This window comes from Lacibacter sp. H375, from assembly GCF_037892425.1.
In the GTDB taxonomy this organism is placed as follows: Bacteria; Bacteroidota; Bacteroidia; order Chitinophagales; family Chitinophagaceae; genus Lacibacter.
Genome location: NZ_JBBKTT010000002.1, coordinates 55091 through 71904, shown reverse-complemented (window position 1 = coordinate 71904; position 16814 = coordinate 55091). Strand labels below are relative to the sequence as shown.

At 40.3% G+C, this 16814-nt stretch carries 14 protein-coding genes; 7 read left to right on the top strand and 7 right to left on the bottom strand.

Annotation, left to right across the window (positions count from 1 at the left end):
* Positions 1-247: 247 nt before the first annotated feature.
* From WG954_RS20905 to WG954_RS20890, 4 genes are all read right to left on the bottom strand, one after another.
* A complete protein-coding gene (locus WG954_RS20905) occupies positions 248-3622 on the bottom strand; it encodes a VCBS repeat-containing protein (protein ID WP_340439033.1) in 3375 nt (1124 codons plus the stop codon).
* A 271-nt stretch (positions 3623-3893) separates the two neighbouring features.
* Positions 3894-4559 (bottom strand): protein-L-isoaspartate(D-aspartate) O-methyltransferase, encoded by a 666-nt coding sequence (locus WG954_RS20900; protein ID WP_340439032.1) that lies wholly within the window; start codon positions 4557-4559, stop codon positions 3894-3896.
* A 132-nt stretch (positions 4560-4691) separates the two neighbouring features.
* Entirely contained in the window at positions 4692-4994 is a 303-nt protein-coding gene (locus WG954_RS20895) for a hypothetical protein (RefSeq protein WP_340439030.1), read from the bottom strand.
* 19 nt (positions 4995-5013) lie between these two features.
* Positions 5014-6741, bottom strand: a complete 1728-nt coding sequence (locus WG954_RS20890; protein WP_340439029.1) for a phospho-sugar mutase — start codon at positions 6739-6741, stop codon at positions 5014-5016.
* Positions 6742-6809: 68 nt separating this feature from the next.
* Here WG954_RS20890 and WG954_RS20885 point away from each other — a divergent pair, with 68 nt between their 5' ends.
* Together WG954_RS20885 and WG954_RS20880 are read left to right on the top strand one after the other, a co-directional pair.
* Positions 6810-7778, top strand: a complete 969-nt coding sequence (locus tag WG954_RS20885) for a DUF2279 domain-containing protein (RefSeq protein ID WP_340439028.1) — start codon at positions 6810-6812, stop codon at positions 7776-7778.
* Between the two features lie 4 nt (positions 7779-7782).
* A complete protein-coding gene (locus WG954_RS20880) occupies positions 7783-8097 on the top strand; it encodes a hypothetical protein (RefSeq protein WP_340439027.1) in 315 nt (104 codons plus the stop codon).
* 27 nt (positions 8098-8124) lie between these two features.
* On the opposite strand, the gene WG954_RS20875 is transcribed toward WG954_RS20880, so the two are convergent.
* Positions 8125-8709: a DUF6702 family protein gene (locus tag WG954_RS20875; protein ID WP_340439026.1), complete on the bottom strand. Its 585-nt coding sequence runs from the start codon at positions 8707-8709 to the stop codon at positions 8125-8127.
* A 70-nt stretch (positions 8710-8779) separates the two neighbouring features.
* Between WG954_RS20875 and WG954_RS20870 the strand changes: the two genes are divergently transcribed.
* The 5 genes from WG954_RS20870 to WG954_RS20850 all read left to right on the top strand — a co-directional run bounded on the left by WG954_RS20870 (position 8780) and on the right by WG954_RS20850 (position 13964).
* A complete protein-coding gene (locus tag WG954_RS20870) occupies positions 8780-9358 on the top strand; it encodes a HupE/UreJ family protein (protein ID WP_340439025.1) in 579 nt (192 codons plus the stop codon).
* A 20-nt stretch (positions 9359-9378) separates the two neighbouring features.
* The gene (locus tag WG954_RS20865; protein ID WP_340439023.1) at positions 9379-11700 is read left to right on the top strand and encodes a M1 family metallopeptidase; all 2322 of its coding nucleotides are present in this window, start codon (positions 9379-9381) and stop codon (positions 11698-11700) included.
* A gap of 182 nt (positions 11701-11882) precedes the next feature.
* Positions 11883-12698, top strand: coding sequence for an alpha/beta hydrolase (locus tag WG954_RS20860; RefSeq protein WP_340439022.1), 816 nt, complete (start codon positions 11883-11885; stop codon positions 12696-12698).
* Positions 12699-12737: 39 nt separating this feature from the next.
* Entirely contained in the window at positions 12738-13169 is a 432-nt protein-coding gene (locus tag WG954_RS20855; protein WP_340439021.1) for a hypothetical protein, read from the top strand.
* A gap of 21 nt (positions 13170-13190) precedes the next feature.
* Positions 13191-13964 (top strand): aminoglycoside 6-adenylyltransferase, encoded by a 774-nt coding sequence (locus tag WG954_RS20850; protein ID WP_340439020.1) that lies wholly within the window; start codon positions 13191-13193, stop codon positions 13962-13964.
* A gap of 47 nt (positions 13965-14011) precedes the next feature.
* On the opposite strand, the gene WG954_RS20845 is transcribed toward WG954_RS20850, so the two are convergent.
* Positions 14012-15445 carry a TolC family protein gene (locus WG954_RS20845; protein WP_340439019.1) on the bottom strand — a complete coding sequence of 478 codons (1434 nt, stop codon included), beginning with the start codon at positions 15443-15445 and terminating at the stop codon, positions 14012-14014.
* 3 nt (positions 15446-15448) lie between these two features.
* Positions 15449-16810 carry an HlyD family secretion protein gene (locus WG954_RS20840; protein WP_340439017.1) on the bottom strand — a complete coding sequence of 454 codons (1362 nt, stop codon included), beginning with the start codon at positions 16808-16810 and terminating at the stop codon, positions 15449-15451.
* Between the last annotated feature and the right edge of the window lie 4 nt (positions 16811-16814).

The following is a 16814-nucleotide window of genomic DNA, read 5'->3' as shown; positions in this document are numbered from 1 at the left end:
GTATAAAAAAGAACCATATAGCCTGTTGCAGAACATCGGTTGACAACCCGGTGCATCGCATGATTAACTATTGTGCCTTTCTTTGATCTCTTTGCAGTTAACATTTGTATCAGCATTCTATAAAATTCATTTAGTATAATTGAATTGGTCACAAGGTTTTTTCGGATGCTGATTGTGTGAGCCCGAAAAAGGTTGACAGATTTCTATCAGCTTCATGCTGTTATCTCTAAATCCTCAAGGCAACCTTTCATTTCTTTAATCTAAAAATCTTCATTCTATCATTATTTACTGCAACCAATAATAAACGTTCCTTTGAAGCTGTGGTAATAATTTTCATATCCTTTACATCGCCGTCAATAATTAATCCGCTTTGAAGCGGAGATACCGGCTTGAAAGTACCTTTACCATCTCCCATTAATAATAAACCATAAGATGCATCGTACCTGCCGGTCATTACCTCAGCCTGGTACTCATTTCCTGCCAGAATGATGTCTGCTTTTTTATCGCCATTTACATCGGTACATACAATACTGTTAACCGGGGAGAATTGTGCCTCTATGGGCAAGGCATGCAGTTCAAATTTACCATTGCCCTTGTTCTCAAGCCAACAGGTGCGGGTTTCTTCGCAGGTTAATTCTAACATACCTTCTTTATACTCTTTTATGATATCTTCCATTTTTGCCTTCGAGTATATTTCATGAAGTTGATACTTTTTTTTGATGGAAGGTACCTGGACAGCAAACTGTTGACGATCGATGGCGGGATACAAATGCCGTTCGCCTTTTTGATTGCTGATATAGTATGCTATTAAAGGATCAACATTGCCATTATCATCTAAATCTTTTGCAAAGAGTTTCATTGGTTCTTTTGCTGAAGCCTTGTACCTGTTATTTAGCCCGAGGTTTCCGGCAACAATATCAAAGTCTCCGTCATTGTCTAAATCAGCCATTGCGAGGCTTCTCCATTGGCCGCTCATATTTTGTAACCCTGTTGTTTCGGTTACTTCTTCGAGCCGCTGCCCGGTGTTTTTAAAAAACCGGATTTTCGTCCATTCACCTGCAATTATCAAGTCGGGTTTTTTATCAGCATTAAAATCTGTCCATACTGCCGATGTTATCATGCCGGCATCGTGCAAAGCCTGACACACGATTTGTGTTACATCCGTAAAGGTTCCTGTTCCATTGTTTTGCAAAATATAGCTAAATGGAGATAAAGGATATTGAGTAGGTATTATGCGTCCTCCAATAAACAGGTCTATGTCTCCATCAGCATCATAATCTGCGCCAGCTACTGCCTGTGCACTTGTATGTAATGTTTTGGGAAATGCATTTGCATCTAAAGAAAAAAGCCCCTTGCCATTATTCCTGAACAGCCTTGGACTATAAAATGTTGACCCTGCAGGAAACTCGTTGCTTCCGCTGTTTATAAACAAGTCGACGTCATTATCGCCATCTGCATCAAAGAACAATGAGCCGAGGTCTTCTTCTATTTTTTTGTCTTTAATTAATTCTGCAGAGGTGAAAAATCCATTGCTTTGTTGTGTAAAAATTTGTCCTGATTGAAAGAAAGCGCCGCCTGCAAAAAAATCTGTAAGCCCGTCGCCATTTACATCAGCTTCAGCTATAAATGGGCCAAGCTGCGAAAACTTTTGCGGCAACAAACCTTGAATACCATAATCAAAAAATAAAGAGTCCCTGTGTTTAAAATCAATCACATTTTCACCTGTAATGTCTGTAAAAAATTGTGGCGATGCCTGCATTGGTTGCGCCCTTTCCCTGCTGGCATCTTTTTGTTTAAGCAGTATGAGTTTGTTGCACTGCAAATTATATAATGCCTGTTCTTTATTATCGGGCCATGTTATAATTAAAGAATCAACTACTGTTTCCTTGCCCAAACCAAAATGTACTATTTTATCAACTGTGGATGCATATCCTCTTACCGGGGCCTGTTCTACAATCTGCAACTTCCCTTTGCTATACAGCTTTATTACGGCACCAAAACCATTTCTGTTTAAGCTATCACCTTGCAGCTTTATTTTTAAGTAGTGACTTGCAGTATCGTTCTTTGAAGTGATAAGTTCATTGCGTAATACAGAAGCTTGCTGGTTAATGTTGTTCGTCATCAGGTCAAGGTCACCATCATTGTCAAAATCGGCATAAACGCAGCCATTAGATACCGTGGGTGTGATAATGCCGGCTGCTTCGGAAAGGTTCGAGAAACTGAGATTGCCATTATTCCTAAAAAAGTAATTAGGTAATTGACGACTGCCATATTCATCTAACTTTTTTCTTAATGCGCTGTCTTTTTGTTGTTGGGTGTTGAGATTTCTGAGTTTAGCATCAGCTTGAAACTGCAGGAAATCGTTATTCAGCATGTTCTTGCCAAACCCGTTTGTGATATGCATATCTTTCCAGCCATCATTATCAAAATCAGCAATTAATACACTCCAGCTCCAATCTGTTTCATGTATGCCGGCCAGCTGTCCTATCTCACTGAAAAAAGGTTCAGTGGTATTACCGGTTGTTCTCACTCCGTTGTTCAGTTGAAGCATGTTGCGCATGAAAGCCGACTCATACTTCATTTTACGCTCCAGTTCATAACGGTAAAAGTCCATTGCCGCATACATCATTTTCTTGCGTTCATTATCCTCAGGCAGCATATCTAATGTAGCAATGTCAATCAATCCATCATTGTTGATATCTGCAGCATCTACTCCCATGCTTGAATAACTTTGGTGTTTGATGGAAGAAGCAATGGCATTTCGAAAACTGCCGTTTCCATTATTCAACCATAGTTTATCATTCACGATGTAGTCATTGGCTATATAAATATCCGGTCGGTTGTCGTTATTAAGATCGCTGATGGCAATACCCAAACCATAACCTATTTCTTTAATGCCAGCTTCAACAGAAACGTCTTTAAAAACCGGGTGGCCATTTGATAAAGTTTCGTTGCGGTAAAGTTTATCGGCTGCAATGGGATGCGCAATACTGTCAGCAGGTATAACATTATTCATGTTCTCCTCATACATCGAATGGTTAAGCAAGTACATATCAAGATCGCCATCACCATCGTAATCAAAAAAAGCAGCCTGCGTGGATAAGCTGGTGTCGGCAAGCCCATATTCTTTTGCCTGCTCAGAAAAGGTAAGGTTACCATTATTGATATATAGCCTGTTTCTTCTTTTTTCCGGATCCTTGCTCCCTGTTGCACACACGTAAATATCATCGAAGCCATCGTTGTTGATATCCGCTACACTTACACCAGTTGCCCAGTAGTCAGTTGTAATACCTGCAGTTTGGGTGATGTCTTTAAACCTGAAGTCGCCCTTATTGATGTATAACTTAGCACTTGATTGTGTAGCAGCAAAAAACACGTCGGGTAATCCGTCATTGTTAAAATCTCCCACGCCTGCACCGCTGCCCATATAAGTATATTCGTTAACCAACAGGTTTACTGAATCGTTTTCTATAATTGCATTGTTGAAGGTAATACCGGTTTGCGATGATGGCATCTCTGTAAAACGTACAGGACTTTCTTCAATTATTTTGTTCTGGCTACAGGAATAAAACAGAAAAATATTACTAACTGCGGCAGCTAACACAATGCGCACCTTTTTCATAAGTACACAATTTAAATATTTCATTCTAAAACCCATTAGTTTCCTTATGATTCGATGAAATAGCTGGCCACTACATTATGCTTAGCTAATAAGGATCAATGATTGTTGTAAACCGACTGGCACGGCAACTATTACCGAAGTCACGGGTATGATAGTACAGGATCAGTACCAATGAAAGCATACCATCTGAAATGCGTGGATGAGTTTTTTTTATTTGATTCGTGAGGATAAGAACAGCAGCGGCTGCATAATAACAACGGTTCGTTTTTTATCATTTTCCATTCTGCTTTCCTCCCAGCATAGGAACAAATGAAAATGAATCGAAAACTTCTTCGGTATAAGAACCATCTTCGTGTTTGGTTAAACGCTTCATACGTTGAGAATCGCCTTCATCAACAGGTATAACCATCTTCGCACCTGGTTTCATTTGTTCGATCAACTTCGGTGGTACAAACGGTGCGGCTGCAGTGATGATCACTTTATCAAATGGCGCATAAGTGGGCAGCCCTTCAAACCCGTCACCATAGAAGAATTTGATGTTGAGGTATTTTTTTAAAAAAGGGAAAGAGGCTTTATTGAAATCGAATAATTTTTTCTGACGTTCAATGGTGTACACTTGTGCATTCATTTCGGCAAGTACACAAGCCTGGTAAGCACTGCCGGTACCGATCTCCAATACCTTATCATAGGGTTTTATTTCAAGTAACTGTGTTTGGTAAGCAACGGTATAAGGTTGCGAAATAGTTTGTCCCTCACCAATTGGAAATGCACGGTCTTCGTATGCAATTTCATCAAAGGCCGTATCTAAAAAATAATGGCGTGGGATGTTATTGATGGCTTCCAGCACCCGTTCATCTGTGATGCCCTTACTACGCAACAGATCAACTAACTTCTTGCGTAATCCTTTGTGTCTGTAACTATCTTCAAATCGTCTCATAAAGCGGGTGCAAAATAAGAAAGCTGCACCAATTGATGCAGCTTAATATTTTCTTGTCATTTGGACGGAAGGAGAAATCTCTTGAACTAATGTACTTTGCCCGGCAGTTTCCTCTTTCGCCGAGATGACAGTTCATTGTTGTTCTTCTTCTCCAATTTCATCAATAGCATCTAATATTATTTCTCTTTGCAATTCTTTTATTTGACGATTCATTAAATAGACTCGCAGAAATAAGAACGCCCCAAAAAGTATGAGAAAATGGCGGCTGAGAAAATAACCCATTTTTTGTACCCAGGTACCATAACTGTCAAAAAAGACACCCAATCTATAGTACGGAAATAATATAAACCCATTAATTACAATAAGCACGAAAGCAACCACAACATAAATCGACTTGTAAATTTTAAGGCGCCTGATTTTAATTTCCTGAGTCATTTTTTCATCAATCATCAGTTTACTTCAACTTCATATCCTTAACAATTCCATCGATTCTTTCGTTAAGTTGCACATGTACTGCATCAAAATTTTCTGCTTTATCAAGTTTTGTGTTTACACTAAAGTAGAATTTGATCTTTGGTTCAGTACCGCTTGGACGTGCTGAAATTTTACTTCCATCAGCTAAAATAAACTGCAACACATTCGACTTTGGTAAGTTAATCGTCCACTCCTCGCCTGTTTGAATATTCTTTCCTTTCTGCAATTGGTAATCGAGCAACTGCACCACAGCCGAACCGTTGATGGATGTTGGCGTGTTGTTACGGTAACCTTCCATCATCGCAGCAATTTCTGCTTGTCCGTTCATTCCCTTCTTGGTAATGGAGATGAGACTTTCTTTATAAAAACCATGCTGCACATACAGGTCGATCATTTTCTGAAACAGGCTTCTGCCTTTGTTCTTTTCATACGCTGCCATTTCGCATAACAATGCAACTGCACTGATGGCATCTTTATCACGCAGCTGGCTGCCGATCATCAAGCCATAACTTTCTTCACCACCAACAATATAATTCTCAGTGGCTTCTTTTTCTTTAATGAGTTCAGCGATCCATTTAAAACCGGTAAGTACATTGTAACAATTAATATTGCTTGCTTTTGCAATGGCATCGATCATTTCAGTTGTTACAATGGTTTTCACTACCATATCGTTTGGTTGATTGATGCCTTTTGCTTTGCGTGCCTCGATCATATAATTGAAAGCAAGCACAGCAGTTTGGTTTCCGTTCATGAGCACCCAATTGCCTTTATGATCCTTAATGGCAATACCCACACGATCGCTGTCAGGATCAGTTCCCAATAGAATATCAGCATCCATTGCTTTGGCTTTATTTAAACCAATATTCATGGCTTCTGCTTCTTCAGGGTTTGGATACACAACAGTGGGGAAATTACCATTGGGTTCTTTCTGTTCATCAACAATGGTTACGTTGGTAAAACCAAAACGCTCCAGCACTTGCGGAACAAGTGTAATACCTGTACCGTGTATAGATGTATATACAATTTTCAGATCATGTTGAGCTTTACATACTTCAGGATACACACTCAGGCTTTGTATCATTTGCATGTATGCTTCATCCATTTCTTTACCGATCAATGTAATGTTGCTTTCACCACCACTCCACTTTACATCGTCAACACCTGCAATTTTATCCACTTCTATAATGACGTTCTTATCATGTGGTGGCACTAACTGTCCACCATCACTCCAATAAGCTTTGTAGCCATTGTATTCTTTAGGATTATGCGATGCTGTACAAACAACACCACCCTGGCAACCCAAGTGACGGATAGCAAAACTTAATTCAGGCGTTGGACGTAATGCTTCAAACAAATACACTTTAATACCGTTTGCCCCCATTACATTGGCAACGATCTCTGCAAACAGCCGGCTGTTATTGCGGCTGTCATGACCAACTACACATTTTACATTGCCTTCGCCAAAACTTTTATTGAGATAGTTGGCATAGCCTTGCGTAGCCATTCCCACTGTGTATTTATTCATGCGGTTGGTACCAATACCCATGATGCCACGTAAACCACCGGTACCAAATTCAAGGTTACGGTAAAAAGAATCTGCCAGTTCATCGGGGTTATTTTGTTGAAGTGCTGTTATCTCATCTTTCACCGATTGTTCAAAATTGCCAGTGAGCCACTTTTGTACATTGGCCTGAATCGTTGCTTGCATACAGTTATTTTTTAGGAAATCAAATGTATGATTCTCCTGCTTTTGTTTCAAGTGCAATTTCAGAAAGAATGGATATTTTCTGCAGCTTCCGTATTTTGCAGCAGCCTATGGCGTTTAAGCATTATATCAGCAGGATTATTTTATTGATTTTTATTGCATCCATCACGGTGCAGCAGGCAGGTGCACAGCAGTATTTCCTGCCACCAAGTGATCAGTTTCGTCCCGATCGTTTACGGAAAGTAGTGTGGACAGAATCGTCAGTTTTTGTATTAACATCTGTTGGCTTGTATTTTCTCTGGTATAAAAAATTTCCGAAAAGCAAGTTTCATTTTCTGAATGATAACAAGGAATGGTTCCAGATGGATAAGCTGGGACACGCCACTACGGCCTATAATGTATCAGTTATGCAGCACGATCTGTTACGATGGAGTGGCGTAAAACCCAACCAGGCAATAGTTGGTGGTGCATTAACCTCACTCGCCTTTTTAAGTATTGTGGAAATGATGGATGCTTTTTCCCGTGATTGGGGTTTCTCCGGTGGTGATATGCTGGCCAATATTTCAGGTGCGGGTTTGTTTGCTGCCCAACAGTATGGGTGGGGGCAACAGCGAATGGGATTGAAATTTTCGGCAAGCTTTTCGCCGTATGCGCAGTACAATCCCAAATTATTAGGGAAGAAATGGGCCGAACGTTTAATGAAAGATTATAACGGACAAACGTATTGGCTATCTGTTAACCTTCGGTCATTTATGAAGACAGAAAGTAATTTTCCTGATTGGTTAAATGTGGCCGCAGGTATTGGTGCCGACGGCATGATCGGTGCATTGAAAAACCCTGCTGAGATTAACGGCAAAGAGATACCTTCGTTTAAACGTACCCGTCAGTTTTACCTGGCACCCGATGCCGATCTGCACAGGATACGTTCCGTACAAGCTTTGAATGCACCTTTGTTCCTGCTGCAATATTTTAAAACACCTGCACCAGCCATTGAGTGGAAAACCGATGGCAAACTTAAATTGAAACCACTACAATTCTGATTGCATGCTGATGCTTTTACTATATGGGTCTTTTGCTTTGTTATTTGTTCTGTATGTGATGCGTGCGTTGCTTATGGCAGGTTATGACAATCTTAACCTCAAACACATTCAACGAAACAATAACTCAGTGATGCGTGGATGGGTTCAGAAGATGTTGCAGTTGAAACCAATTACGCAAATGAAACTTAACCCCAGAAGTATTGATCATAAAATACATATACGCTTTCAGAAAAAAGCTACGCTTTACTATTATGGCATCTGGGTTTGCCTGTTTGCAATTCTTCTTTTAGCAGCAAAGATCTATTTGGATGCATTTTAATCTTTCACGCAAAGGCCACAAAATAACTTACCAGCTTAACGTGACTTCTTTATTGGGAAATGTAAACCGGTGACTCTTACGTTCACCTTTATTTTTGAAATGGATGATGTTTAACTGATCTTCTCTGTAACTATACAACAGATCATTAAACACAATAGCCGATTTAAATGCAGCGGTATTACTTGCAACAAGATAGATCCATACGGCTTCACCTTCCTGTTCAAAGCCGATCATTTGCAATGCAGCAGTCTTTCCATCGAGCTGTAAACGCAAATGCTGCTGCAGGTAACGGTTGAGCAGTTGTTCATTTTCTTTTTTCGATGAAGCATTGAGTATGTCAACTTTTCGTTTGTATTCCTTTTTCAATGTTTCTTCCAGGTCATCAGTAAAAATTTTACATGCCACCTGCACTTCTTTCTCAGCAGGTTTGTATTCAAATTCCGTTACGCTCATGTAGTAAGGATGAAGAGCGAAAGCCGTTAGGCAGAAGACGACAGCCATCATTAAAAACAGACGACGGACGATCGACCACGGACGATTCACCACTGCCGACTCTCTACTCACCACTCCCGGCTTGCTTTCACCGAGCCGTTTATATAATTCTGCCACCATCTTCGTATTAGTTTTCAAGATTACAAACTTCTGGTTTATTTTCCGAGTTCAACCACCGCTACCGTAAAAAATGGGGGATTTTGGGTTTTATTTAAGGGAAGGTTTTTATCATATCACCGATTGGAAAGGTTACGATCATATCTTGTTCGTAATGGCGCTTTGCCTCCCCTATTTTATGAAAGACTGGAAACAGGTATTATTGTTGATCACTGCATTCACTATCGGTCACAGCGTTACATTGGCATTAAGTGTATTCAATAAAATTCTGATCTCCAGTACATGGATCGAATTTCTGATACCCATCACCATTATCATGACCGCACTGGAAAATTTATTCCGCAACAACACTCAACCAAAGTATGTAAGGTTTCGTTATGTTTCTGCATTGTTGTTTGGGTTGATCCATGGTCTTGGTTTCAGCAATTACCTGAGAAGTATGATGGGCAAGAGCGAAAACATCATCTCTCAACTGCTTGCATTCAATATTGGCCTGGAACTTGGTCAGTTATTGATTGTACTTGCTGCGTTGATGGTTTCCTTCATCTTTGTGCGCCTGCTGAATATAAAGCAAAGAGAATGGACTGTGTTTATCAGCGGCAGCATTTTTGGTATTTCATTTATTATGGCGCTTGAGCGCTTACCGTTTTAAAAAGCAAAAAAATCTGAACTATGCACATTCGTTTTTTACTTGGTTGTTTATTGCTCACTGTGGTGGGTATGGCACAACCGCCTCAGAGTAATCCCGGCAGTAATCATGGCAACCGCTTTGAACAGTTGGGATACCTGTTACAAAGCCCCAATGAATACCGTACTGCCAGTGGTGCACCCGGTCCAAAGTATTGGCAACAAAAAGCCGATTACGACATCAGTGTTGAATTAGATGAAACCAATCTTCGTTTAACCGGCACAGAAACAATTACGTATTTCAACAACTCACCTGATCAGTTGACTTACCTGTGGATGCAGCTTGATGAAAACATTCACAATCCTGATCATGATTACCTGCGCAATAGCCGTAACCGTATTGAAGCGAACATGAGTAATACTCAACTCGTGAACATAGAAAAATGGCGCACTGCACAGGAATCAGGTCTTGGCATCAAGATCACAAAACTTACTGATGCTGCAGGTAATGCATTGAAGTATACCATCAACCAAACAATGATGCGTATTGATCTGCCCGTTGCATTAAAGCCCGGACAAAAATTTGTTTTCAAGGTCGATTGGAATTATAAAATACCTGACCGTTTGGTATGGGGCAGCCGTGGTGGTTATGAATTGTTTCCGGAAGATGGGAATGCAGTATTTACCATGAGCCAGTTCTATCCACGTTTGGCTGTGTACAGCGATTTTCAAGGTTGGCAGAATACACAGTTCAGTGGTGGTTCAGAGTTTGCACTCACCTTCGGCAACTTCAAAGTGAAGATGACTGTGCCAGGCGATTTTGTTGTAGCAGCAACCGGTGAATGTCAGAACTATAAACAACTTTTAACTGCTGCACAATTTCAACGCTGGCAACAGGCACAATCGGCAAAGGATGTTGTTGAAGTTGTTACGCTCGATGAAGCAACAGCAAACGAAAAAGACAAATCAACTGATAAGAAAACATGGATCTACTCTGCTGAGAACGTACGTGATTTTGCATGGGGTGCAAGTCGCAAATTTGTATGGGATGCCATGCCAACTTATGTGGAAGGCAAGAAGATCATGAGCATGAGTTATTATCCAAAAGAAGCGTATACTCTCTATCGTAAATATTCAACGAAGGTAACAGCTCATACGTTGAAGATCTATTCAAAGCATACCATACCTTATCCTTATCCTGTTGCTATTTCAGTTGAAGCATCGCAGGGTATGGAATATCCAATGATCGCTTTCAACTATGGCCGTACAGAAAAAGATGGTACGTACAGCGAAGCAACAAAGTACGGAATGATCGGTGTGGTGATCCATGAAGTGGGTCATAACTTTTTCCCGATGATCGTTAACAGCGATGAACGCCAGTACTGGTGGATGGATGAAGGTTTGAATACATTCACACAATTTTTAACGGAAGGTGAATTTGACAACAATTATCCTTCACGTCGTGGTCCTGCGCATTTGATCACTGATTACATGAAGTTGCCAAAAGATCAACTGGAACCAATTATGACCACGGGCGATAACGTTACGCAGGTTGGTGCCAATGCCTATGCAAAAGCGGCAACCGGTTTAAATATTTTACGTGAAACGGTAATGGGTCGTGAGTTGTTTGATTATTCATTCCGTGAATATGCACGTCGCTGGGCATTCAAGCATCCAACACCTGCAGATCTTTTCCGTACGATGGAAGATGCAAGTGCAGTTGATCTTGATTGGTTCTGGAGAGGTTGGTATTACGGAACTGAGCCGGTTGATATTTCACTCGACACTGTGCGTTGGTTCAAGATGAACGATGCTGCAAACGCAACTGCTTTCCAGCAAAAACAATTTGATGCAGTGCATAAGCTCCGTAACAAAGATGATAAGAGCATTACATATGCAACAGATGCTGATACAAGCCTGCGTGACTATTATTATTTCAATCCCGGAGCAGATGCAAAGTTTACACAACAGCAAGCTGATGCAACTATTCCTGTTGATAACGAAAACAAAGGCAAATGGGCGAATAAGAATTTTTACGAGCTGAGCTTTACCAACAAAGGTGGCATGGTAATGCCGGTGATTGTTGAGTGGACTTTCAAGGATGGCAGTAAGGAAGTTGACCGTGTACCGGTGAGTATATGGAAATTGAATGAACAAAAGTTTACCAAAGTATTCATTAAGGATAAAGAAGTAGCCGCCATCCGTATTGATCCAATGCGTGAAACTGCTGATATTGATGAAAGCAACAACTTATGGCCAGTGAAAGAAATGCCATCGAAGTTTAATTTGTTCCGCCAAGGCAGTGGCCCAGTGCGTGGTGCAAGTGCGGGTGGTAATTCAATGCAGCGGGCACAGAAGAAGAACTAAATACTTTTTACCGCAGAGAACACTGAGGTAACGCAAAGGGCACGGAGAAAAAACTCTGTGCCCTTTTTATTGTCATCCCGACGAAGGAGGGATCTGTTGAGTAGAATTACAGCAGCCAAGCAGTTCCCTCCTTCGTCGGGATGACAGCTTTTTTGAACAACAGAAATATTTATCTTCAACACATGAAACGATCAAGCACAGTCCTCTTTTTCTTTTTTCTCTCATTCCATCTCTTAGCAGCTAAAGTTGATACCGTTACTGTGTTCAGCAACAGTATGCAGAAAGAAATTAAATGTGTGGTGATCACACCAAAGAGCTACAAGAAAAGTAAAGAACGTTTCCCTGTAGTTTATCTTCTGCATGGTTACAGTGGTAACTATGGTGGATGGATAAAAGAAGCACCGCAGCTTGCACAAAAAGCTGATGAGCTAAAAATTATGATCGTTTGTGCCGATGGTGGTTTTTACAGTTGGTACTATGATAGTCCTGTTGATCCGAAGATGAAGTATGAAACTTTTGTGAGCAGAGAGCTGGTGAGTTATATCGATACGCATTACAAAACCATTGCTGATAAAAAAGGAAGAGCCATCACCGGTTTGAGTATGGGCGGACACGGTGCACTTTATCTTGCAGTTCGTAATAAAGAAGTGTATTCACAGGCAGGTTCAATGGCTGGCGGAGTGGATATTCGTCCATTCCCAAACAACTGGCAGATCAAACAGGTGTTGGGCGATATTAATACGAACAAAGAAAACTGGGATACGTATACATTGATCAATCAAATAGAAACGTTGAAGAATGGTGAATTGAAACTGATCATTGATTGTGGTTTGGGTGATTTCTTTTTAGAAGTGAATCGCAACCTGCATCAAAAATTGATGACCTTGAAAATTGATCATGATTATACCGAACGCCCCGGTGCACATAACGGAGCTTATTGGGGCAGTGCGGTTGATTATCATTTATTGTTTTTTAAAAAGGGGTTTGGGAAGAAATAAAATTGGTGCGCTAAAAACAAATTATAAATTCGAAGCAATATGAAAAAACTATTCACGATCACAGGATTAATGCTGCTTACATTCTTCGCAAACGCTCAATCAGATTACTTAATAAGTGTTTCAGAAACTAAATCTTTCTCCGAAAAAATTACCAAACTTTTTTTTGAGCAAAAAATATCAGAAGCAACGAATGAGCTTAAAAAATTCTGGCCAATACCCGAAAATGAAGTCTCTTCGTTTGAAGAAAAAACTATAAAATATCTCAACCTAATAAGTGACAGATTTGGCAATCCAATTAACTACGTTAAAATAAAGAATGAAGTTATTTTAGACTTCGCTATAAGAGAAACCTTCTTAATTCGATATGATAATACAGCAATTCGAGTCCTTTTTACATACTACAAAAATAAAAACGGGTGGATTGTTAATGCTTTTAAATGGGATGACACATTTACTGAAGAGTTTAAGTAGCTTCACTCTCAATCATCACACATGCTTCAACAGGCATTCGCTGCACATGCAGCCATCATTGCAGAAGACGATCCTTCCATCGAAGGATTAGCTGTAGCAGGCTCCTGGCTTACACAGGAGCTAGATGAATTTTCTGATCTTGATCTTATACTCATCACTACTGAAAAAGTGGACAGCGATAAAGCAAAGATGATGGCTTATGCAAGTAAGTTCGGCAACCTGTTGAATGGATTTACCGGTGAGCATGTGGGTGAACCACGCTTACTCATTTGTTTATACAACAACCCGCTGCTACATGTAGATATTAAATTTATTACAGCTGAGGAATTAAAAACAAGAGTAGAAAATCCGGTGCTGCTGTTCGACCGAACAGAAAGTTTACAGCAGATCATTGATTCAACTTCGTATCAATTTCCTCACCCCGATCATCAATGGGTCGAAGATCGCTTCTGGACATGGGTGCATTATGCCTTGCTGAAGATCGGTCGTGGTGAATACATGGAAGCACATGATTTTCTTGCGTTCCTGCGCATGGTTGTATTTGGACCATTACTGCACATTAAGAATAACAATTTACCAAGAGGTGTACGTAAAGTGGAAACAACAATTGCAGCAGAAGATTTCAAGCAATTGCAACAAACATTAGCAGTGAATAACAAAGAATCATTGCTTGCTGCATTAGATCAGTCTGTACAACTCTACCGTTCATTACGTAACAAACTGTTTACAGCTGATACAATTCTTCAACAGCAAACAGAAGAAGCGGTGATGAAGTATTTTGAGGAGATGAAGTAAGAAATACAATAATACAGTGAAAGAAGTATTCCGTCTGACGGAGCGTGTTACTGCAAGCCACCCGTAGACCAGTTCAATGCTGCAAATGATTGGTAAAACTTTACTTTCAGTTCAAGTAATTTCTGTTTGGCTTCCAGCACTTTTGTTTCACGTGAGTTGAGCAAGAACAAGGTTGTTTCGCCCAATGAAAATTTCAGTTGTTCCGCTTCAAACAGTCGTACATAATTGCGATAGGCGTTTTCGTAAATGCTGATCTGCTTTTGCAGGTTCAGCACTTCGTTATAATGAAAACGGACTTTGTTTTCCAGATTCAGTTCTGTAAAGCTGCGATCAAGTTCAGTTGATTTAATTTTAATTCGTGCTGCACGGTAATCACCAATGCCGCTACGGTTAGGAATAGGAATAACTGCATTCAAACCAAACTTGTAATTATTCTCAAAGAAATTAACATTGAAAGCATTCGACACATTATGTCCTTTTTGCAGAAAATTATATTTCAGATCAAGCTTGGGCAACAGATTCTGAAACTTAAGTCTGCGTTCAACTTCCAGCGATTGTAATTTAAAATCGATCTGTTGCAGCTTCGGATGATTGGTAACTGTTTGTGTGAGCCAGTCACTGAGTTGGTCAACTTTAAAGTTCGTGAATGATTGGGCGGTCCATACAGTATCAGGTATCACACGTTCGCTTAAATACACCGGCTTGTTTCCCTGCAGCCATAAAAATGTTGACAGTTCCAATGTTGACTTTCTGAACTTCAACCACGCTTCTTCACGCTGCTGTTGAAAGTTCTGCAACTGCGCCAGTGCTTCGGTGGTATCAACTGCCGCACGGTCGCCCTGTTGATATGAAATGCGCACCAGTTCATATCTTGCTTCATTCAAAGAGATCGTTGTATCAAGTACCGTCAGCAATTGATAATCTCTTGCCCAGCTCCAATAAGCTTTGTATGCATCAAACAACAAATCGTTAATAACAGTACGCCGTTCAAATTCCGATTGTTGTGTGAAAAGTTTTCCCTGTTGCAATGCTGCACGACGTTTATCCAATACCAGATCTTTTAACAACGGCAAACTGATGCCTGCATAACTGGTTCGGCTTGCTGATACTTCAGGATTAATAAAATCACCAAAATTATTTTCAAGCCCCGCATACAATTCCACACCAAACCATGTAGGAATTCCTAACTCTGCATTGGTATAATTATAATAGTTCTTACCATCAAATGTTTTCTGATCATTGTTCAAAAAAACAACAGGATCAAAATTTCCACGGATGGAAAGCAATTGTGCCCTTGCAGCATCAACTAATAAACCGGCTTGCTTTGCAACAGGATGATGTTGTTTTACAATCGCAATAAATTCATCTTCTGCCAACACACGTACTGTATCCTGTGCATACAAGGCTTTACTCATCACTACACCGAGCAGTAGTAAACTCAAAATTCCTTTCTTCATCATGTATGTCGGGCTGTTTGTCATTACTTATTTTTTTTCTTTTTCCTCTTTCCCGTTTGCAGTAGTTTGCGGACGGTAATAGTCAGGAGGAAAACCATTGATTTGCCGCCACAATTCATACCACACCGATACATCTTTCAGCAATGTAAAATTTACAGCCCCTGTGCCGAGTTTCATATTCATTGGCCATGGCCGTTCGTTCTTATCTTCGGCAACCAATACACGAAACATGCCATTGCTGCTGAGGTTCGATTCGATCGCTACAATTTCACCGGCATAAGTTCCATACGATGCCTGCGGCCATCCACTGAAAACAATTGCAGGAAATCCATCGAACATAAAACGTGTTTTCTGACCAATGTTCAACAGTTGCAGATCCATTGGCTTTACCCAAACTTCAACTGCGAGTTGATATTGCTTCGGTACAACTTCAACTATCATGTCGCCTTCTTTCAGCATTTCATTGATACCGGCTTTCATTGCCTTTATCACTTGCCCATCTTGCGGAGCCAACACAAAATATTGTCCGTTACGTATCCTGTAATTATCATATTGATTTTGCAGCTTGGCTACTTTACCCTGCCCTGTTGCAATTTGTGATTGCGATTGAAAACGATCTCCAGATGCTTTTGCAATCTTCTCTGCATATTCCTGAATGGCTGCATTACGTTCCAATTGCAGTATTAGTAAATCCTGTTTGCTATTGTTGAAATCGTTTTGCGCACCAATCATTTTTGCATTCACATTCTGATGCAACACTTTCCTTCGTTCAAATTCAGTCAACGGAATTACACCCTGTTCATACATTTTCACAGCGCCTTCGAGTTGGCGATCAGCTACATTCATTTCATTCATTGCTGCATTCACTTTCATACTGTCACTCTGCACTTTCCTTTTTGTCTGTATGAGTTTATTATCGATTGAACTTAACTTTAATTCCCGTTCGTTTTCCAGTGCTTCAATTTGTTGACCGGTAGTATTTACTTTGCCTTCATAATAATCGATCGTCATTTTTTCTGCGCTCAATTGCTGTTCGGTGCGCTGTAATAAATTCGGATCGAGGTAATCATCTTTTATTTCTGCCAACTGTACAATGGTATCGCCCCTCTTCACAAAGTCGCCTTCTTTCACCCACCATTTTACGATACGACCGGCAATAATATTGTTCACCTGTTGTGGCCGTTGCTCCTGGCGAAGCGTTGTTACGGTGCCGTTACTGCGGATGTTTTGTGTCCACGGTAAAAAAAGTATAATAATGGTAATGCAAATAATGATAAAAAAGTAACGCCGTATTTTACTGGATTTGTGTTGCCGGTAAATTTCATTGAACGAACGAAGCGGCTTACCTGTTTTTTCCTGTATATCGGGAGTAAGTAATTGAAACGACATGTGG

Excerpts from the sequence above, each read along its gene's own strand:
- WG954_RS20845 (WP_340439019.1), bottom strand. The coding sequence starts at position 15,445 with ATGACAAACAGCCCGACATACATGATGAAGAAAGGAATTTTGAGTTTA.
- WG954_RS20850 (WP_340439020.1), top strand. The coding sequence starts at position 13,191 with ATGCTTCAACAGGCATTCGCTGCACATGCAGCCATCATTGCAGAAGAC.
- WG954_RS20865 (WP_340439023.1), top strand. The coding sequence starts at position 9,379 with ATGCACATTCGTTTTTTACTTGGTTGTTTATTGCTCACTGTGGTGGGT.
- WG954_RS20890 (WP_340439029.1), bottom strand. The coding sequence starts at position 6,741 with ATGCAAGCAACGATTCAGGCCAATGTACAAAAGTGGCTCACTGGCAAT.
- WG954_RS20885 (WP_340439028.1), top strand. The coding sequence starts at position 6,810 with ATGGATATTTTCTGCAGCTTCCGTATTTTGCAGCAGCCTATGGCGTTT.
- WG954_RS20860 (WP_340439022.1), top strand. The coding sequence starts at position 11,883 with ATGAAACGATCAAGCACAGTCCTCTTTTTCTTTTTTCTCTCATTCCAT.
- WG954_RS20895 (WP_340439030.1), bottom strand. The coding sequence starts at position 4,994 with ATGACTCAGGAAATTAAAATCAGGCGCCTTAAAATTTACAAGTCGATT.
- WG954_RS20840 (WP_340439017.1), bottom strand. The coding sequence starts at position 16,810 with ATGTCGTTTCAATTACTTACTCCCGATATACAGGAAAAAACAGGTAAG.
- WG954_RS20905 (WP_340439033.1), bottom strand. The coding sequence starts at position 3,622 with ATGAAAAAGGTGCGCATTGTGTTAGCTGCCGCAGTTAGTAATATTTTT.
- WG954_RS20875 (WP_340439026.1), bottom strand. The coding sequence starts at position 8,709 with ATGGTGGCAGAATTATATAAACGGCTCGGTGAAAGCAAGCCGGGAGTG.
- WG954_RS20855 (WP_340439021.1), top strand. The coding sequence starts at position 12,738 with ATGAAAAAACTATTCACGATCACAGGATTAATGCTGCTTACATTCTTC.
- WG954_RS20900 (WP_340439032.1), bottom strand. The coding sequence starts at position 4,559 with ATGAGACGATTTGAAGATAGTTACAGACACAAAGGATTACGCAAGAAG.
- WG954_RS20870 (WP_340439025.1), top strand. The coding sequence starts at position 8,780 with ATGGGGGATTTTGGGTTTTATTTAAGGGAAGGTTTTTATCATATCACC.
- WG954_RS20880 (WP_340439027.1), top strand. The coding sequence starts at position 7,783 with ATGCTGATGCTTTTACTATATGGGTCTTTTGCTTTGTTATTTGTTCTG.